19 protein-coding genes and 1 riboswitch are annotated in these 19147 nt (G+C 60.1%); of the genes, 9 read left to right on the forward strand and 10 right to left on the reverse strand.

What is annotated here, in order from left to right; all coding sequences use genetic code 11:
* Positions 1–492 precede the first annotated feature (492 nt).
* A complete protein-coding gene (locus AB5Z09_RS08205) occupies positions 493–984 on the forward strand; it encodes an RNA-binding protein (protein WP_005339200.1) in 492 nt (163 codons plus the stop codon).
* 7 nt (positions 985–991) lie between these two features.
* Here the strand turns inward: AB5Z09_RS08205 and murI are convergent, their stop codons facing one another.
* From murI to AB5Z09_RS08220, 3 genes are all read right to left on the reverse strand, one after another.
* Complete coding sequence (gene murI, locus AB5Z09_RS08210; RefSeq protein ID WP_368195036.1) at positions 992–1795, reverse strand: glutamate racemase; 804 nt, start codon at positions 1793–1795, stop codon at positions 992–994.
* Between the two features lie 110 nt (positions 1796–1905).
* Positions 1906–3729 (reverse strand): TonB-dependent receptor, encoded by a 1824-nt coding sequence (locus AB5Z09_RS08215; RefSeq protein WP_368195037.1) that lies wholly within the window; start codon positions 3727–3729, stop codon positions 1906–1908.
* A 51-nt stretch (positions 3730–3780) separates the two neighbouring features.
* Positions 3781–3959: riboswitch (cobalamin riboswitch) on the reverse strand.
* A 35-nt stretch (positions 3960–3994) separates the two neighbouring features.
* Positions 3995–4897 (reverse strand): LysR family transcriptional regulator, encoded by a 903-nt coding sequence (locus tag AB5Z09_RS08220; protein ID WP_368195038.1) that lies wholly within the window; start codon positions 4895–4897, stop codon positions 3995–3997.
* Between the two features lie 109 nt (positions 4898–5006).
* Here AB5Z09_RS08220 and AB5Z09_RS08225 point away from each other — a divergent pair, with 109 nt between their 5' ends.
* The 4 genes from AB5Z09_RS08225 (at position 5007) to AB5Z09_RS08240 (ending at position 7934) form a co-directional block, all read left to right on the forward strand.
* On the forward strand, positions 5007–5933 hold the full coding sequence (locus tag AB5Z09_RS08225) for a sodium-dependent bicarbonate transport family permease (RefSeq protein WP_005342109.1): 927 nt from the start codon (positions 5007–5009) through the stop codon (positions 5931–5933).
* A gap of 4 nt (positions 5934–5937) precedes the next feature.
* The gene (locus AB5Z09_RS08230; RefSeq protein WP_368195039.1) at positions 5938–6240 is read left to right on the forward strand and encodes a transcriptional regulator; all 303 of its coding nucleotides are present in this window, start codon (positions 5938–5940) and stop codon (positions 6238–6240) included.
* A 63-nt stretch (positions 6241–6303) separates the two neighbouring features.
* Positions 6304–6813, forward strand: coding sequence for a 5-(carboxyamino)imidazole ribonucleotide mutase (gene purE, locus AB5Z09_RS08235; protein WP_368195041.1), 510 nt, complete (start codon positions 6304–6306; stop codon positions 6811–6813).
* The gene (locus tag AB5Z09_RS08240) at positions 6810–7934 is read left to right on the forward strand and encodes a 5-(carboxyamino)imidazole ribonucleotide synthase (RefSeq protein ID WP_368195042.1); all 1125 of its coding nucleotides are present in this window, start codon (positions 6810–6812) and stop codon (positions 7932–7934) included. Before purE ends, AB5Z09_RS08240 begins: the two co-directional genes overlap by 4 nt.
* Positions 7935–8007: 73 nt before the next feature.
* Here AB5Z09_RS08240 and AB5Z09_RS08245 read toward each other — a convergent pair whose 3' ends face one another.
* The 6 genes from AB5Z09_RS08245 to fabV form a co-directional block, all read right to left on the reverse strand.
* Positions 8008–9198 (reverse strand): MFS transporter, encoded by a 1191-nt coding sequence (locus tag AB5Z09_RS08245; RefSeq protein WP_040069602.1) that lies wholly within the window; start codon positions 9196–9198, stop codon positions 8008–8010.
* Between the two features lie 109 nt (positions 9199–9307).
* A complete protein-coding gene (locus AB5Z09_RS08250) occupies positions 9308–10051 on the reverse strand; it encodes a LytR/AlgR family response regulator transcription factor (RefSeq protein ID WP_368195043.1) in 744 nt (247 codons plus the stop codon).
* A gap of 46 nt (positions 10052–10097) precedes the next feature.
* Positions 10098–11771, reverse strand: coding sequence for a sensor histidine kinase (locus AB5Z09_RS08255; RefSeq protein ID WP_005357096.1), 1674 nt, complete (start codon positions 11769–11771; stop codon positions 10098–10100).
* An 81-nt stretch (positions 11772–11852) separates the two neighbouring features.
* Positions 11853–13037: an NAD(P)/FAD-dependent oxidoreductase gene (locus AB5Z09_RS08260; RefSeq protein ID WP_005355716.1), complete on the reverse strand. Its 1185-nt coding sequence runs from the start codon at positions 13035–13037 to the stop codon at positions 11853–11855.
* A gap of 150 nt (positions 13038–13187) precedes the next feature.
* Positions 13188–13712 (reverse strand): non-heme ferritin, encoded by a 525-nt coding sequence (ftnA, locus tag AB5Z09_RS08265; RefSeq protein WP_005339225.1) that lies wholly within the window; start codon positions 13710–13712, stop codon positions 13188–13190.
* Positions 13713–13804: 92 nt separating this feature from the next.
* A complete protein-coding gene (fabV, locus tag AB5Z09_RS08270) occupies positions 13805–14992 on the reverse strand; it encodes an enoyl-ACP reductase FabV (protein WP_368195044.1) in 1188 nt (395 codons plus the stop codon).
* A gap of 401 nt (positions 14993–15393) precedes the next feature.
* Here fabV and AB5Z09_RS08275 point away from each other — a divergent pair, with 401 nt between their 5' ends.
* Positions 15394–15831, forward strand: coding sequence for a universal stress protein (locus AB5Z09_RS08275; protein ID WP_005339229.1), 438 nt, complete (start codon positions 15394–15396; stop codon positions 15829–15831).
* A gap of 192 nt (positions 15832–16023) precedes the next feature.
* Positions 16024–17037 carry a tryptophan--tRNA ligase gene (gene trpS / locus AB5Z09_RS08280; RefSeq protein WP_069529120.1) on the forward strand — a complete coding sequence of 338 codons (1014 nt, stop codon included), beginning with the start codon at positions 16024–16026 and terminating at the stop codon, positions 17035–17037.
* On the opposite strand, the gene AB5Z09_RS08285 is transcribed toward trpS, so the two are convergent.
* Complete coding sequence (locus AB5Z09_RS08285; RefSeq protein ID WP_005357110.1) at positions 17016–17975, reverse strand: LysR family transcriptional regulator; 960 nt, start codon at positions 17973–17975, stop codon at positions 17016–17018. The genes trpS and AB5Z09_RS08285 overlap by 22 nt on opposite strands.
* 91 nt (positions 17976–18066) lie before the next feature.
* Here AB5Z09_RS08285 and AB5Z09_RS08290 point away from each other — a divergent pair, with 91 nt between their 5' ends.
* The gene (locus tag AB5Z09_RS08290; RefSeq protein ID WP_005357113.1) at positions 18067–18966 is read left to right on the forward strand and encodes a DMT family transporter; all 900 of its coding nucleotides are present in this window, start codon (positions 18067–18069) and stop codon (positions 18964–18966) included.
* A complete protein-coding gene (locus tag AB5Z09_RS08295; RefSeq protein WP_005339236.1) occupies positions 18951–19112 on the forward strand; it encodes a hypothetical protein in 162 nt (53 codons plus the stop codon). The genes AB5Z09_RS08290 and AB5Z09_RS08295 overlap by 16 nt, the downstream gene beginning before the upstream one ends.
* Positions 19113–19147 lie beyond the last annotated feature (35 nt).

A 19147-nucleotide genomic window follows, 5' to 3' on the forward strand; every position in this document is an offset into this window, starting at 1 on the left:
TCGATGCTGTGAGTGCCCACACAGATTGCTTGATTCAAATTGTTAAAGAGCGTCACGCTTGTCGCGTTGAGGAGGCGCATATTACGCTTCTCACTTCGAAAGTCAAGCGATTGTTTTCGCTTTTCTTTCGGCGCCCACTTCGCTAGGAAGCTGGCTCATCAGGTTGGCGTGTTCCGCCGTGCTGGTAGGGGCGCATTATAGGGAGCGGCGCTGCGATGACAAGACTTTTTTTGAAGAAAATCACGAAAATTTCAAATTACTCAATTAGAAACAGCTTATTCAGTGTATATATACAATGTTATCCACAATCCGGTTATTTCACTCCCATTTTAGCGTCATTTATGTCGCCTTCAGTGACCTTGGGAATGCCATACTGGAGCCGATAACCTCTCCCGAGTGGTCCATGGTAGCGCCAATCAGGAAAGCTGGTTACCATGGAGGTGAATATAGTGTTGCACCTTTTTTGCTTTCATTTACAAAAGGTCTTTTAAGATGAATTTATCCAAGTTTCCCGTATATATGCAGGCCGCAATCCTTGCTCTGGTATTGGCAGTGGTTGGCTACCTGGTTGCCCAGGCCCTGCAGTTCTCTTTGAAAGCGGAAGTGATTTTTGCAGCAGGTCTGGCCATCGGCGGTTTCGTGGTACCGCTGTTCCTGAAGCGAACCCCGGCCAATGTCGCCGAGTCGATCGCCAATCAGGAGACTTGCACCTTATATGTAGGCAACCTGCCCTATCGCGCCAATGAGATTGCAGTGCGCGAATTGTTTGCCGAACAGGGCCAGGTCATTTCCGTGCGGTTGATGAAGGACAAGGCAACCGGCAAGCGCAGAGGTTTCGGTTTCGTGGAGATGCCCGCCGCCGATGCCGCCAAAGCGATTGCCGCTTTGAATGATAAAGAGTACCAGCAGCGCACCCTCAAGGTGCGTGAAGCGAATGACAAACGTGATAAAGAGGAAAGAGAAGGTAGCGAAACTGACGCCTAACCGCTCGTCAGTACTTCACCTCTTCCAGCGATGACAGCCCCCATGCTTGCAAGGGGGCTGTCAGTTTTTGAGCCTCCCCATCCAGCCGGGTACAGTAAGCCCTGGCAATTACCTCTTCTATATGTACAGGCTGCACGGTGGCATGCCCACCATTGTTCAGCAACCAGGCCACCCGTTTGGCAACAGCACTGCCCGAGTCAATAAGCTGACATTGCGGCATCAGTTGCTCAATCTCTTCATTGAGTAGCGGGAAGTGGGTGCAACCGAGCACCAGCGTATCCGGCTTTTCTTCCCCCTCCAGCCAGTCGGCTAATACCTCGCGCAGCAGCGCCATATTGACCGGCAGGCCCGCCAGCTTGTGTTCGGCTTCTATGACCAGCTCGGTGGTGCCCTTGAGCAGCACCTGCTTGCCGGGAGCAAACTGGGCGATCAGTTCATGGGTATAGTCGCGGCTGACCGTGCCCGGCGTGGCCAGCAGACCGATACAACCGTTGCGAGTCTGTGCAGCGGCGGGCTTGATGGCTGGCACCACCCCCACCACGGGAATATCCAGTGCCTCACGCAAGGCCGGCAGCGCTATGGTGCTGGCCGTGTTGCAGGCAATCACCACCAGATCGATATGATGACGGGCTACCATGGTGGTCACCAAGCGGGTGCAGGCAGCAATCAGGGCGGGCTCGCTCAATTCACCATAGGGGAAGTTGGCGTTGTCGAAGCAGTAGAAATAGTTGTGTGCCGGCAGAACGCGGCGGATCTCGCGGTAGATGGTCAGGCCACCCATACCGGAGTCGAACACGAGAATATTGGCCACTTGAGCTCCCCTTTGGTGCAAGGCGGCGATCATACTCCCGCCTGCAGCCAATAGAAAAGGCCCTGCCAATGGCAGGGCCTCGGTTTTTCAAGGATGAACCGAATAAAGCGTCAGAAGCGGTAGTCGGCAGTCACTTTGAACTCGGTACCCGGCGATGCGTAACCATAAGCGGGGGCGTAATCACGATCAAACAAGTTATCGATACGTCCACCCAAGGTAAATTGCTGAGTCACCTCGTAACTGGTAGCCAGGTTCAACAGCGTATAGGCACTGAGTTCCACCCGCTGGCTAGTCGCCCAGTTGTTGTCATAGCGCTTGCCCACATAGAGCAGTTCAGCAGTTAGTGTTGCGGCATCAAATCGGGTATCTGCGATCCAGCTGCCTTTATGTTCAGCTCTACGCAGCAGCTGCAAATCCTGGTTACCCGTATCTTTGGCTCTGGTGTAGTCGTAGCTCAAACGATGATGCACAGGTCCGGTGTCGATGCCGAGCTCCGTTTCCACTCCTTTGATATCCGCCGTGGTATTTTTGGGGTTGCAGGTGTAGCTCATGCTGGTCAGGCAATAAATCAGATTGTCGATGCGGTTGCGATACAGATTCACAGACCAATCCCAGGCCGAATAGCGACCTGACAGGCCCAACTCCAGGTTTTTGCTCTCTTCCGGCTTGAGTGTCGGATTCTCAGACCCTGGATAATAGAGCTGGTTGAAGGTGGGGGCCTTGAAGCCAGTACCGTAACTCAACCGGACATTATGGTTCTCATCGATATCCAGCCCGCTGGCGGCAGACCAGGTGTTGTGACGACCATATTGCTGGTTGTCATCGGTCCGACCGGACAGTTCCCATAGCAGCGCCTGCCAACGATAGCTTCCCACAGCAAACAGACCGGTATTGTCGCGATTAGGTGCGCTGAAGGTTTTGCCATAGCCGCGGGAGTCTGATTTCATCTCCTCACGCTGCCAATCTGCGCCACCGGTCAGATTAGCCCCTTCGATACCGTTCCAACTATTGATCCAGGAGAAACGGGTTAAACCAGTATGAATAGGCTCACCGCTAGCCTCTCCTTTAGCCTCCTGCCAAGTCTTCAGCTTGTTCTCACCGTAACTGGCTTCAAGTCGACTGATCAGATCCTTACCCTGGAACTTGACACCACCATCATATTGGAAAGCCTGTACCCGACTCTGATCCGTGCTGCCATCTGTGTCGGTAAGATTGTCATAGCCCTGAGCATTGAAATCCGCGCTCCATGCATCATTAAAAGCGTGGTTCAAACCGATTTGACCATTGCGGCCGGAGAAACCATCCCGATCCGGCTGCTGGGCATTGGCTACGACATCAAAACCATCGGTACGCTCGTAGCCGATCAGCATGTTCATATCGGTTTTTTGACCCAATGACTGAACCGTTCTGAGCTCGCCCTGACCATAGCCATGGCTCCCAGCACCGCCCTTCAGGTGTGTCTCGCTGCCATTTTTGGCGGATGTTTTGGTGATGAGGTTGATAACGCCGCCAATGGCATCGGAACCATACACTGCCGCGCGTGGGCCACGGATATACTCGATGCGCTCGATATTGCCGAGCGGGATTTGGCTGAGATCAGGCGTACCCGCCACCATGGCTGCAATCGGACGACCATTCATCAAAACCAGCGAGTGGTTGGAGTTGGTTCCACGGATAAACAGGCTGCTGATGTGACCCCGGCCTCCCAGTGTCGCCATCTGTACACCGGGCAGGGTTTTCAGCAGGTCGGGTAAACTCTGCACCTGACGAGATTCGATCTCGGCGCGATCGATCACCACAACGGGCGCCAGCACCGAGCTGACCGGTTGTTCCACGCGGTTGGCCGTAATGACCAGAGTTGGATTAATGGGGATGGTTGTTTGGGCAAACGCCGCCGTCGGCAACAGGGCAGCCGCCAGAAATTTCTTCGACATGAGAGATCCTTAAGTTCGCGTAAGTATCTACTTCGTGGCCGGTTTCTCTCGGCCCGAAATACGAACTCTGGCAGGTCTTCGGGCTCGGGGGCTGATAGCCTACGGCGACGGCTTCCCGCCTGATGGCAGTGCCCTGATGTCGCTTCGTTCCCCCTTACCGCTGCGCGCCAGCTCCGGATTTTCACCGGATTCCCTATTAAGCATGATGCGCCAAAGCGGGAGGATTATAGGCAGAGCCAAGCTGGATGTATAGCCATCCAGATTTCTATTTGTTACCCGCCAGCACCGCCAGCCGCTGTTGGGCCCCCTCCATCACCGCCTGTACCCCGGGATGGGAGAGATGGCGCCCTGCCGAGACCAGATAATAAGAGAGGGTAACGTCGGTGAGGGTCGTAATCCGCTCCACCCCGTAGAGGCGACCAATTTCGTCAGCCATCGCCAGCGGCGCCGGGAAGATCCCCATGCCCGCCTTGCCGAACGACTTCATCAGAGTGGAGTCATCAAACTGCCCCACCAGATGGGGATGAATGCCCTGCTGGCGATACCACTCCAGCAACCGATCGTGGGTGGCAGACTTCTCTCCGGGGATCAGCAACGGCAACCCCTCCAGCGAGGCGGGAAAGCCATCCCGCGCCCGCGCCGCCAGCTCCGGGCTGGCAAACAGCGCCAGCGGGCTGCGCCCCAGCTCGTGGTTGTAGCCGCGCACGCCACTGTCGGGGGGAAGCGGGCGATCGATCAGCACCATATCCAGCTTGTGGCGGGCCAGTTCACTGAACAGCTGCTCGGCCCGCTCCTCGTGACACACCAGCCGCAGCGGCGTCGCCAGCGCCATGGCGGGGGCCAGCAGCTCGAACGCCAGAGTACGGGGTACCGAATCGGCGATCCCCACCTGCATTGTCAACTCTTGACTGGCATGGCGCAGGGTGTGCTCCAGCTCGGCGCCGAGCGAGAAAATCGCCCCCGCCTGCTCCTGCGCCTGCCGTCCGGCAGCGGTCAGCACCAGACGCCGCCCCACCCGGTTGAACAGCGCCACCCCGAGGGACTGCTCCAGCTCGGCAACCTGACCGCTGATGGTCTGCGGCGTGAGATGCAGCTGTTCGGCGGCCTGCGTCACGCTGCCGCTGCGTGCCACATGCCAGAAGTAGTAGAGCTGTTTGTAGTTGAGCATGCCGTTCCTTATCAGTTTTTACCGAACAACCATCAGCAAGAATCTGATTTTATCGAAACATTGCGCGCTCTAGCATGCAACCATTATCTGAACTGCCCTGCGAATCATCATGCTGGACGTCGTTGTTCTCTTCTTTCTGTTTGGTCTGCTGGCCGGTCTGGTACGCTCCGAGCTCAAGCTGCCGCCCGCCCTCTACGACACACTCTCCCTCTTTCTGCTGCTGGCCATCGGCCTCAAGGGCGGCGTCGGTCTGGCCCAGCAATCCCTGCAACCTCTGCTGCCGCAACTGGCGCTGGTGATCCTGCTCGGCGTGGTGCAGACCCTGCTCGGCTTTGCCGTGCTGCGCCTCAAGATGAACCGGGTGGATGCCGCCGCCACCGCCGCCCACTATGGTTCGGTCAGCGTCGCCACCTTTGCGGTCGGGGTGAACTGGCTCACCGAGCGGGGCATCAGCTTTGAATCCCAGCTCTCCATCTTCCTCGCGGTGATGGAGATCCCCGCCATTCTGGTGGGCATAGTGCTGGCCCGCGGCATCAGTCGCGAGACCCGCTGGCGTATGCTGGCCCACGAGACCTTCCTCGGCAAAGGGGTAACCCTGCTGCTGGGCGGTATGGCCATCGGCTATCTGGCCGGGCCGGACGGAATTGCCCCGCTCAAACCGCTGTTTGTCGACCTGTTCAAGGGGGCGCTGGCGCTGTTCCTGCTGGAGATGGGCCTCATCGTCGCCCGCCAGTGTCAGGATCTGCGCCGCCACGGCCTGTTCCTGCTCGGCTTCGCCCTGTTGATGCCGCTCGCCTCGGCGGGACTGGGGCTGGCGGCTGGCCAGCTGATGGGCCTCTCTCTCGGCGGCCTGACCCTGCTGGCTACCCTGGCAGCCAGCGCCTCCTATATTGCCGTGCCGGCCACCATGCGCATCGCCGTGCCTCAGGCCAACCCGGGGCTGTCCCTCAGCGCAGTGCTGGGGGTCACCTTCCCGTTCAACATCATGCTGGGGATCCCGCTCTACCACAGCTGGGCCCGCCACTTCACGGAGTAGCCACATGCAGACCGAGACCCGCACCCTGCTGACCGTCATCACGGAGGCAAATCTGGAGCCGACCCTGCTGCGCGCCCTCACCCGCGAGGGGCTGCGCGGCTACACCATCACAGATGCCCGCGGCCGTGGCGATCATGGCGAGCGCAACGCCAGCTGGAGCGAGAGCGGCAACATCCGGCTGGAGGCGATCTGCAGTCGGGAGCAGGCGGAGCGGCTGCTGGCCCACCTGCAGAGCCGCTACTACCCCGACTACGCCATGATCGCCTTTCTGCAACCGGTCGAAATCGTGCGACCCGAGAAATTTTGAGCCGGCTTGCCGGCTCTTTTTGTTCACCAAAAGCAAACGTTTAACATCAAGGATTCAGAGAAAATGAACACCCCTCCCCTGATCGGCCTGGTAATGGGCTCCGACTCCGACTGGCCCGTGCTGCAAGCCGCCGCCCGCATCCTCAAGGAGCACGGCATACCCTACGAAGCGCGTGTAGTCTCGGCCCATCGCACCCCGGATCTGCTGTTCGAGTATGCCGCCACTGCCCGCGCGCGCGGCCTGCGTGCCATCATCGCAGGAGCCGGTGGCGCCGCCCACCTGCCGGGTATGGTCGCCGCCAAGACCACATTGCCGGTGCTGGGGGTGCCCATCCCCTCCCGCCATCTCAAGGGAATGGACTCCCTGCTCTCCATCGTGCAGATGCCCAAAGGGGTGCCGGTCGCCACCTTCGCCATCGGCGAGGCGGGGGCCGCCAACGCCGCCCTGTTTGCGGTCTCTCTGCTCTCCGTTGCACAAGATGGCGACGCCCCCCGCTACCGGCAACAGCTCGACGACTTCCGCACTCACGAGCGAGATCGGGTGCTGGCACTGCAACTGGAGGAGCCGACATGATCCTGCCACCCGCCACCCTCGGCATGCTGGGGGGCGGCCAGCTTGGCCGCTACTTCGTGATGGCCGCCCACCGCCTCGGCTACAAGGTGGTGGTGCTGGATCCCGACCCGGCCAGCATCGCCGGTGCCGCAGCCGATCACCATATTGTCGCCCCCTATGACGACCAGACCGCCCTGCACGAGCTGGCCAGCTACTGCGAGGCCATCAGCTGCGAGTTCGAGAACGTGCCCGCCGCCACCCTCGCGCAGCTCGAAAAACAAAAGCCGGTACGCCCGGCCGCCAGCGCGGTGCAGGTCTGTCAGGATCGCCGCGAGGAGAAAGCCTTTCTGCGCAGAGCTGACATCCCGGTCGCCCCCTCTCTGGCGCTACTGCCGGAAGCGCCGATCCCCGCACAGGCCAGCGAACTCTTGCCCGCAATTCTCAAGACTGCCCGCGAAGGGTACGACGGCAAGGGACAGTGGCAAGTGAACAATCTGGATGAGCTGGCGACTGCACTTACAGGCAGTGGTGTGCCTTGCGTGCTGGAGCAACGGCTGGCACTGGAGGGGGAATTTGCCCTGACCCTGGCCCGCAGCCCGAGCGGTACCATCAGCGCCCTGCCACTGGTGCAGAACTGGCACAGCGGCGGCATCCTCGATCAGACTCGTTCCCCGGCTAACATGCCGGCGCTGGAGAGCGAAGCCAAAGCAATAGCCGAGCGGCTGATCGCGACCCTCGATTACGTCGGGGTGCTGACGGTGGAGTTCTTTCTGGTGGAGGGGAGGCTATTGGTCAACGAGCTGGCGCCCCGTCCCCACAACTCGGGTCACCCCAGCCTCGATAACGCCGCATGCAGCCAGTTCGAGTTGCAGGTGCGCGCCCTGTGCGATCTGCCGCTACCGGAGCAGATCTCCGTGCACCCCGCCCTGTTAATCAACCTGCTGGGGGATCTCTGGCAAAACGGCACGCCCGACTGGGCCACCCTGCTGGCGCTGCCCGGCCTGCATCTGCACCTCTACGGCAAGGGCGAACCCCGCCCCGGCCGCAAGATGGGCCATATCACGGTAACCGGTGATGAGTGGTCAACGGTGGAGGAGCGCTGCCGTCAGGCCCGCCAGCTGCTGGGGCTAGCGCCGCGCTGATCGACCATCGGAAATGCAAAGACCCGGGCAGGGCCCGGGTCTCTGTTTTTGCTTGCTGTGGCAGGGAGACTTATCAGGCCCGCTCGACCGCTACCGGTGCCGGCAGGCGGATGGTGAGGGAGAGCACCAGCGCCACCACCAGCAACACCAGGATCAGGTGGAAGGTCGCCATAAAGCCGCCAAACAGGGAGGCCACGATGGAGCCGATGATGCTGCCCAGACCAAAGCCCAGATAGATGACGCCGTAGTTCTTGGTCAGGTTGTTGAGACCGAAGAAGTCGCTCACCAGCGAGGGGTAGACGGTGATGGTGCCACCGAAGCTGAATGCCACACAGGCGACCGCCACGAAGAACAGGTTGGCATTGAGCGGCACGAACAGCAGCAGCGCCATGCCCGCCAGGGTAATCAGCTGGGCGATGGTGATGACCCGGATGCGGGACATCTTGTCGGAGAGGATACCCAGCACCAGACGGCCACCCAGGTTGGCCATGGCGATGATGGCGACGGCGTTGGCGGCGACCACGGCAGGCAGACCCACCATCTTCTCGCCGATATCCTTGGCCACGCCGATGACGTAGAGGCCGCTCATGCAGGCGGTGAGGAACATCAGCGCCAGCATCCAGTACTGCGGCTTGCGCATCGCCTCGGCCAGGGTGAAGTCACGGCTCTCGCTCTGCTGCACGGAGGCGGCCTGCTTGGGCGCATCCTTCATCAGCATACCGCCCACCAGCACCATGGACATGGCGATCAGCCCCCACAGCTGGAAGGTGGTCTCAAGGCCGGAGCTGGAGAGCAGCAGCAGGTTGATGTATTTGAAACCGAGGCTGCCGAGGCCATAGGCACCGATGGAGCAGGCGGAGATGAGCCCCTTGCGCTCCGGGAACCACTTCACGCAGTTGGAGAGGGTCATCAGGTAGCCGGTGCCGTCGGCAAAACCGACCAGAATGCCAGCGCAGAGGTAGAGCATCGCCAGATTGCTGGCGTGGGCGGTGAGGAAGAAGCCGATGCCGAGCAGCACGCCGGCACCCAGGGTCACGTTGCGCACCCCGAATCGCTCCTGCAGCTTGCCCGCCATGGAGGAGGCGACCGCCAGCGAGAGGCTGAGCAGACCGAAGGCAAAGGCGACCTGACTCACCGGCTCGTCCAGCTTGTCGGAGAGCTGGGCGTTGAACAGGCTCCAGGTATAGACAGAACCCAGTGCAAACTGGGTGATGATGGTACCGATTAGTGTCAGGTACCGGGTGCGGTTCATCTCTTTGGTCATGATGCGTCTCGGTCGATGGCCTTAAGGAAATTGAGGCCACTATAGGCAAGACGCAGCTCGCGCCGATCGATTAAGGCATGAAATGCAGATCGGCGGGAATGAATGACAATCAGAGCCGCATCAGCTGACGGAACGCCTTGATGTTGCTGCGACTGACCGGCACCTCGAACGGCAGATCATGGAGCCGGATGAGATAGGTGCTGTTGAACCAGGGAACTATTTCGCGGATCTTGTTGATGTTGACGCAGTAGGAGCGGTGGCAACGGAAAAAGCCCTCGGCCGGCAGCCGGCTGACAAACTCGCTGATGGTCATGGTCATCACGTAGCGATCATCGCGGGTGTAGACATAGGTGAGCTTCTCGTCGGCTTCCGCGTAGTAGATCTGCTCGCAAGGGGTGACGATGATGCGCTCCCCCTTCACCAGATTGACGGTGCGATTGTGGGGGCTGTTCCCCTCGCCGTTCACCTCCCCGGTGGTGGCTGGCTGTGACTTGCCCGCATGCTCGAGCTTTTGCAGCAGATTGATGATGCGTGGCTCGTTGTAGGGCTTGAGGATATAGTCGAACGCCTCCAGCTCGAACGCCTCCACCGCAAACTCCTTGTAGGCGGTGACAAAGACGATGTGGGGCGGATGGCTCGACTTGTGCAGGTTCTTGGCCAGCAGCAGGCCATCGATGGAGGGGATCTGGATATCCAGAAACACCACATCCACCTCGTGATCCTGCAGGTATTTGAACGCCTCCAGCCCATCCTCAAAGCTCGCTACTATCTCGATCTGGCTGTGCTGGTTCACCAGATAGATGAGCTCCTCGCGGGCCAGATACTCGTCTTCCACTATGATCGCTTTCAGCATGACAACACCTCTCGCGGCACACACTTATCCTCAACCATGATGGCACTCAGCATGGCATCGACTCCTGATCCGGCAGATAGAAACTCACTTCGGTACCCGGCTCCAGCCGCTTGAGGTGCAGGCCATCGCCATAGAGCAGCTTGACCCGCTGATGCACGTTCATCAGGCCGATGCTGCGGCTCTCCACCCGACCGGCGGCTACCCCGTCGATCACAGCCTGACTGATGCCATAACCGGTGTCACGCACAGCGACCCGAATACCGCCCGCCAACTGTTTCACCTCGATGGTGACCCGACCCGGCGCGCTGCGGGGCTGGATGCCGTGCAGGATGGCGTTTTCCACCAGCGGCTGCAACAGAAGGCTCGGCACCTGAATGTGCACGTCGTCCACCTCGAACACCACCTCCAGCTTGTCGCCGAAGCGGGCCTGCTCGATGGCCACGTAGTCGCGCACCTGCTGCAGCTCCTCCTGAATGTCGATCAGCTCATCCCCCTTGTTGAGGTTGTAGCGCAGATAATCCGCCAGATTGGCGATGAGCTGGCGCGCCTGCTGGGGCCGGATGCGGATCAGCGACGAGATGGCGTTGAGGGCATTGAACAGGAAGTGCGGGTTGATCTTGCTCTGCAGCGCGGTGAACTCCGCCTTGCGGGTCATCTCCTTGAGTTGCTCGATGCGCGACACCTCCATCTGGGTGGAGATGAGCTGGGAGAGGCCCACCGCCATCTCCCGCAGGGAACTGGTGATGCTGTGGGTGCGGCGATAGTAGATCTTGAGGGTGCCGCTCACCGAGCCGTTTTCTCGCAACGGAATAATGATGACCGAGTGGAAATCGGAGAGGTGATACTGGCGCAGATCGTTGTTGATGATGATCTGGTCGAGCAGCACCGCCTGCTGGGTCATGCCGCTGATGGCGTGATGCTCGTCCAGCTCGTAATAGTCCTTGCCCACCCCGACATAAGCCAGCACGTCATGGGTATCTGTGATGGCCACCGCATCGGCGCTGATGTCGCGCCGGATCACATCGCACACCTGACTGAGGGAGTGGCGATCGATGTTCTGGAAGAAAGGCAGCGTCTTGTTGGCGATATCGAGCGCCAGCTTGGCCTGCTTGGCGGCAATCAGCTCCTTCTCGTCATCCAGATCCTGCACCAGCTTGATGATGAGGCCGATGCAGAGCGCCCCGGCGATCATCGGATAGGCGATATGGTTGACGATCTCCACCCCGACTTCGTGGGGCTCGGTCAGCAGCCAGATGAGCAGCATGGTCAGCCCTTCGCACAGCATCCCCGCCAGAATACCGTAGAGCCAGAGCCGCGACTTGCGGCAGCGCAGGTGCAGCCAGGTGGCGAGCAGACCGGCGATGATGCTGGCGATAAGGCAAGGGATGGAGGTGTGGCCATCCATATCGATGAGATAGCGGTGCAGACCGGAGATGACCCCGGCCGGAATGCCGACCCAGGGGCCGAACAGGATGCCGCCGGAGATGATGGCGATGATCCGCACGTTGATCAGCGCCCCCTCCACCGGAATGCCGGTGTAGGTACTGAACACCGCAAACAAGCCGAAGATGGAGGCCACCAGCACCAGCTCCGCCGGGGTGTGATCCCGCTTCTGGAATAGCCGCTGGAACGGCCGGGTACGGGTCAGGAAGAAGAGGGTCATCAGCATCAGCGCCGCCCGCTCGAACACCGCCAACAACATCATCTGATTCTCAAGCATCTGCGCCCCCTTGCGGCAACCCGACCGATCACCATAACCCTTACCAATAAATCGGGGCCGGATAAACCAGCCCCTGTGACATCAACAGTACTGACCGGCCACCCAGCCGGAGGACCAGGCCCACTGGAAGTTGTAGCCACCGAGCCAGCCGGTCACATCCACCACTTCGCCGATGAAGTAGAGGCCGGGCACCTTGCGCGCCTCCATGGTCTTGGAGGAGAGCTCGTTGGTATCGACGCCGCCAAGGGTCACTTCAGCGGTGCGATACCCCTCGGTACCGTTGGGCAGGATCTGCCAGTCACCCAGCAGATTGGCCACTGCTTCCAGTTCACGCTCGTTGTACTGGCGCATCGGCTTGCTGACCAGCTGACCCAGCTCCACCAGTTTGTCGACGAAGCGCTTGGGCAGCTCGCGCCCCAGCACGGTTTTCAGCTCCTGCGCCGGGTGCGCCTGCGCCCATTCACGCAGGGCAGCCGGAATATCCAGCTCCGGCAGCAGGTTGATATGGATCTTCTCACCCGCATGCCAGTAGGAGGAGATCTGCAGGATGACGGGGCCGGAGAGGCCGCGATGGGTGAACAGCATCGCCTCCTTGAAGCGGGTGCCATCCTCGGCGGTCACCGCCACCGGCAGGCTGATGCCCGCCAGATCGGCGAACGCCTCTTTCTCCGCCTGATGGAGGGTAAAGGGCACCAGACCGGCGCGGGTCGGCAGCACCTTGAGGCCGAACTGCTCCGCCAGCTTGAAGCCATAAGGGGTCGCCCCCAGCTTGGGCATGGAGAGACCGCCGGTCGCCACCACCAGCGAGTGGCAGCCGATCTCACCCTTGCTGGTCGTCAACACAAACCCTTCGTCCTGCTTGCTGACAGTGAGGATCTCGGTCTGGAACTGCAGGGTCACCCCGGCCCAGTCACATTCGGTGAGCAGCACATCGACGATATCCTTGGCGCTCTCGAGACAGAACAGCTGCCCCAAAGTACGCTCGTGATAGTTGACCCCGTGGCGATCCACCAGATCGATGAAATCCTGCTGGGTGTAGCGAGCAAGCGCCGACTTACTGAAGTGGGGATTTTCCGACAAGTAGGCGTGAGCACCAGCCTGATGGTTGGTGAAGTTGCAGCGACCACCGCCACTGATGAGGATCTTGCGGCCCGGCTTCTTGGCGTTGTCGAGCACCAGCACGGAGCGGCCACGGTAGCCTGCCTGCGCCGCACACATCAATCCGGCCGCACCGGCCCCGATCACCACCACATCGACCTGCTTCATCATCACTCACTTATCAAAATAGAAACGGCACCTGGCCAGAACCGTGATTGCCTCTGGCGGAACACAACCATAGTGGCTGCCCACCAGAATAAACAACGGCCCTTAAAAGGGCCGTTATTGTACTGGCTGAACACTAAGTGTCCACGACTATCAGGCGTTGCTGTCCATGATGCTGGCAGGGGCGCCCTTGGCCAGTTCGGCCAGCTCCTTGTCGATGAAGTAGAGGCCCTTGCCATCTTCACCCACCAGACCCAGACGGTCGACGATGCTCTTGAACAGCTTCTCCTCTTCATGCTGCTCGGCCACATACCACTGCAGGAAATTGAAGGTGGAGTAGTCCTGGGTGGTGAAGGCTACGTGGGCCAGACCATTGATGCACTTGGTGATGTGGTACTCGTGCTCCAGGGTGGTACGGAACACGTCGCCCAGCGACTTGAACTCGTGGGGAGGGGCATCGATGGCACCCAGCTTGGGCATGGCGCCGGTCTCGCTCACATAGGTGAACAGACGCTCCATGTGCTGGCGCTCCTCGACCGCGTGCTGACGCAGGAAGGTCGCCGCCCCTTCAAAGCCCTTGTCTTCGCACCAGGCGCTCATCTGCAGATAGAGATTGGAGGAGTAGAACTCCAGGTTAATCTGCTCGTTCAACTTCTCGATCATGGCTTGGGCCAGCATCTTGTTTCTCCTCAGTGATTTGGTATCGATTGTCGCCACACTCCCGCCGCGAATCAACCCGCCAACGAGAGGGAGATCCCGTTTCTTTCAGCTCAGGGGGTCAGCTCCCCAAGGGAGGCGACATCCACCGGCGCAGCATAATCGACGCCCAGCAGCTCGAAGCCATTGAGCTGCATGAAATCCTGCCGCAGCCCGGCAAAGTCCCCCAGCCCGTGGAAATTGTCCGGCGTCACCTTGGGCCAGAGCGCCGAGACGGCGGCCTGAATGGCCGGGTCGAGCTCGTGGTCATCCATCCGGATCAGCCGGTTACCATCGGCCACCACCCCATTGGGCCCGTACATCTTTGCGGCAAACAGTCGCTGCATCTGCTCGATGCAGCCTTCGTGCACACCGCGCTCCTTCATCACCCCCATCAGCAAGCCGAGATAGACCGGCAGCACCGGAATATAGGCGCTCGCCTTGGTCACCAGCGCCTTGCAGACTGACACCCAGGCATGGCCACCAATCTCGGCCAGCTGCAGGTTGATGGTCTCGGCGGTGGCGTGCAGATGCTCCTTGGCATAACCGATGGTGCCATCGCGATAGAGGGGATAGGTGGATTCGGGGCCGATATAGGAGTAGGCCACGGTTTGCGCGCCGGGCGCGAGACAACCGGCCTGCTGCAACGCCTGCATCCAGAGCTGCCAATCCTCGCCCCCCATCACGGTGACGGTGTCGCGGATCTCCTCCGGCGTGGCGGGCGCCAGCGACTGCTGCACCAAGGTATCGCGCTCCAGATCCAACCCCCAACCGCTGAACGGCTGGCCGGTGGTCTTGAGCACCGAGCGCACCTGCGTGCCATCGGGCAGCACCCGGATGCCGCTCGCCAGCGAATAGATCACCAGATCCACCTGCCCAAGCTGCTGGCGGATGGTATCGATGGCCTGCTGGCGCATCCCGTCGGAGAAGGCATCGCCAATCAGGTTGATGGCGATACGCCCCTCCTGCTCCGCCTCCTTGCGAAACCAGATGTTGTTGTACCAGCCGGCGCTACCCAATCCTTTGTCGGAAGGGCCACGTTCGAAGGAGATACCGATGGTATCGGCACCGGCACCAAAGGCGAGTGCAATGCGCGACGCCAGCCCAAACCCGGAGGAGGCCCCCAGCACCAGCACCCGCTTGGGGCCGTTGAACGGGCCAGCAGCCTTGATGCGTTCGATCTGCTGCTGCACGGCGGCGCGACAGCCGATAGGGTGACAGTTGCGGGCAACACAACCTTGAATCTGGGGATGAATGATCATGGGAAGGCCTCCAAAGAAACTGGCTACAGCATAACCAAATCGAAGGAGATTAACTTGATGCCGGATCGCTATCAGTCAGAAAAGCGGCAAGAAATGAGGCAGAAAAACAAAAGGGAGCACGTGGCTCCCCAAAGCGGTATTCAGATGCTTTTTGTTGTTTTGTGTTCATTGCGAAGCACGGGCCCATCCTATGCCTCTCCCCCCAGATCGGCAAGCCGAGGGGTGTGACCGGCGTCAAACTCTTGTTTAATTTATAGGCAAATAGTGGTTAATAACTGAGTGGTTGACCCTGTGTCACACGTCATTAAACTCATTTAAATCCCAAAACTGTGCCTGAGGCACCATTTTAGTTTCAGCAGAGATTGGTATAGTGGGCTGAAGGATCGGTAAGGAGAACCCCCATGAGTGGAACAACCTATTACAAGCATATTCTGGCTGCGATCGACCTCTCTGAAGACAACCGCAAGGTGATCGACAAGGCGGTGGACAGAGCCCGCTCCAACGGCGCCAAGCTGTCGGTTATCCATGTCGATGTGGACCTCAAGGATCTCTACACCGAGATGATCGATATCGACATCGACAACGTGCAGGATCAGGTTATCGCCGAAGCGAAAGAGAAGCTGGAGGCATTTCTGGCCTCGGTGGACTATCCCATCGAGAAGAAGCTGGTGATCTGCGGCGATCTGAGCGAGCGGGTCAATCAGGCAGTCAAGGAGTACGAGATCGACCTGCTGGTGTGCGGCCATCGCCAGAGCTTCTGGAGCCTGCTCACCTCCAGCGCCCGTCAGCTGATGAATACAGTGCCCTGCGATCTGCTGGTCGTCCCATTGCAGAAGTAATGAAACCGGCGTAGTGTGATTTGCTATGAATATGACCGCATTCAATCACAACTACTGGTGGTGCTGCTCCTAAACAGGCGGCACCGCGTTTCTATTGTAAATTTCCCAAAGAAAACACCGTGACCGCCGAGAGGCGGTCAACTGTTTTTATCCCTTTGTCGCCTCCCGGCTCACCCAACTGGAGAGAGTGACATGCACAACCCCGTAATCCTGACTGGCGATCGTCCCACCGGCAAACTGCACATCGGCCACTATGTCGGCTCCCTGCGCCAGCGCGTCGAAGCCCAGCACCACTACCGTCAATTCGTGATGATCGCCGACTTACAGGCGTTGACCGACAACGGCCACAACCCGGCCAAGGTGACCGACAACGTACTGGAGGTAATGGCCGACTATCTGGCGGTCGGCCTCGACCCGGCCAAGACAACCTTCTGTCTGCAAAGCGCCCTGCCCGCCCTCGCCGAACTCACCTGCTACTACCTCAATCTGGTCAGCGTCGCCCGGCTGGAGCGCAACCCCACCGTCAAGGCGGAGATCCAGCAGAAAGGGTTCGAACGCACGCTGCCGGCCGGTTTTCTGGTTTATCCGGTGAGTCAGGCAGCCGACATCACCGCCTTTCGCGCCAGCCATGTGCCGGTCGGGGAAGATCAGCTGCCGATGCTGGAGCAGACCAACGAGATCGTCCGCCGCTTCAACTCTCTGGTAGGCAAAGAGGTGCTGACCGAATGCCAGCCGATCCTGAGCGACACCGGCCGCCTGCCCGGCATCGACGGCAAGGCCAAGATGTCCAAATCCCTCGGCAATACCATAGAGCTCGGCATGTCGGCGGAAGAGATCAAACAGGCGGTGTTCGCCATGTATACCGACCCCAACCACCTCAAGGTGAGCGATCCCGGTCAGGTGGAGGGAAATACGGTGTTCGCCTATCTGGATGCTTTCCACCCCGACAAGGCGCTGGTCGCCGAAATGAAGGCGCACTACCGGCGCGGCGGACTGGGGGACATGCGCTGCAAACAGGTGCTCAATGACTGCCTGCAGACCCTGCTCGCCCCGATGCGGGAGCGCCGGGCCGCGGCCATTGCCGACAAGAAGATGCTGCTGGAACTGCTCTATCAGGGCACCGAGCAGGCCCGCATCATCACCGATGAGGTATTGGCGGAGGTGAAAAGCGCCATGGGGCTGGATTACTTCGCCAGCATCCGCTGAGCGGGAGTCCCGAGCGCATCGTCGCCGTAGAGGTCGAACACCAGCTGGTGCAACAGGCTCTTGAACCAGCCGATCGCCTCGTCGTGGGCGGTGAGCGGGTGCCCCGCCATTAGGTAGACGATGGGGATGGCGGGGTCGAGCTGGTGCATCCGCAGCGGGTAGTAGCGGCAGAAGTGGCGTCCGATCATCTCGGGCACCACCACCAGATAGCGGCCGGTCGCCATCAGCGGCGGCACCGCCATAAAGCTCGGCAACCGCACGCCCAGCTCCCGCTCCACCCCGAAACGGGCCAGCCAGAGCTCCACCATCGCCTGACTGTGACCCCAGCTGGAGGTGTGGATGTGGGGACGGCTCACCAGCTCAACCGGAGTCAGCACATCGGGCAATTCGCTGCCGAGCGGCGACAGGCAGACCAGAGGGTTGTTGAACCACTCCTCCCGCCATAAGCGGGGTGAGAGATGATTCGCCCCGGCGAAACCGATCACCAGATCCAGCTCCCCCTTCTCCAGCTCCCGCTCGTAGTCGCTGTCCGCCAACTCGCACACCTCAAGCCGACAGTGAGGCGCCTGCCGATGGAGCCGCTCCACCAGCACCGGCACCAGCCCGTGCTCCACCGAGCCCGGGGTGGCGATACGGAAAATCCGCCGCGCGGTGGCGGGATCAAACCCTTTGGCCTGCCGCAATCCCTGCTCCAGCATCGCCAGCGCCTGGCGAACAGGCCCGGCCAGCGCCTTGGCTCGCTCGGTCGGCATCATCTCGCGCCGACTCATCACGAACAGCGGGTCATCCAGCGCCACTCGCAGCCGCCCCAAGGCGTGACTGACGGTGGATTGGGAGAGATGCAGCCGTTCGGCGGCACGGGTGACATTGCGCTCCTGCATCAGCATGTCGAATACGGCGAGCAGGTTGAGGTCGAGACGGGCGAGCGAGCTATCCATCGATATTAGCCATAGTTAAATGCCAACAATTCATTTTTACCATAGTAACAGATTGCCTAGAATGCGCTGGCTTAATACATCGGAGATTCAAATGCGTAGCTATCTGTTATTGCTGGCCATTGGCCTGCTGTGGGGTTCCCAGTTCATTTTCATGCACCAGGCCGTTGCCGAGTTGCCCCCCATTCTGGTGGCTGCCGGTCGTGCCCTGTGCGGCAGCCTGACCTTGGGTCTGCTCTGCCTGTTCATGCGACTCAAGAGTGAGCACACCCCGTGGCGCACCTATATGCTGATCGCCCTGCTGGATGCCACCATCCCCTTCATCATGGTCGCCTGGGGCCAACAGTATGTGGATAGCGCCATCGCCGCCGTGGTCATGGGTTGTATCCCGTTTGTGACCATTCTGGCTGCACCGCTGTTTATTTCTGGTGAAAGAATCACCAAAACCGGTCTGCTTTCCGTGATCATCGGCTTTGCCGGTGTACTCACCCTGTTCTGGCCGAAACTCTCCCAGGGCATGAACGCCGGTCTGCTCGGTGCCATGGCCATCCTGCTGGGTGCCAGCTGCTTCGCCATCGGCCTGCTGATGATCAAGCGCTTCGCCAAGGACCATCCGGTCGTGGTCGCCCGCAATATCCTGATCTCCTCGGCAATCCAGTTGCTGCTGGTCGCCCCCTTCATGGTTGATCTCGGCAGCCTGACCCTGCCGAGCACCCAGGCCCTGAGCGCGATCACCGTGCTGGGTACCCTCTGTACCGGTCTGGTCTACTTCCTCTACATGGCGCTGATCCAGAAGGCCGGTCCGACGTTCGCCTCCTTCAGCAACTATCTGGTGCCGCTGTTCGGTGTGATGCTGGGCGCCCTGTTCCTCGGCGAGCAGATCCATCCCACCACAGGTGTTGCTCTGGCCCTGATCCTCGGCTCGGTCGCCATGAACCAGTGGGCGCAACAGCGTCGCATGCAGCGCGAGGTCTCCCTATGTCAGGCATCCTGACCACACTTTGCGGTGGTCTGGTTCTGATTGCCGGCTGGCAGTATCGCCAGCGGCTGGCCGGGATCCTGGGCCTGCTGATGGTACTGCTGCCCTGGTTCTTCGATAGCAAGCTGCAAGCCATGCTGAGCTATGCCCTGAATGCCTGAAGTCCATCTCTGAATGTGTGACGAGAGTCTATCTC

This window comes from Aeromonas sp. R2-2 (genome assembly GCF_040908355.1).
GTDB lineage: Bacteria > Pseudomonadota > Gammaproteobacteria > Enterobacterales > Aeromonadaceae > Aeromonas > Aeromonas veronii.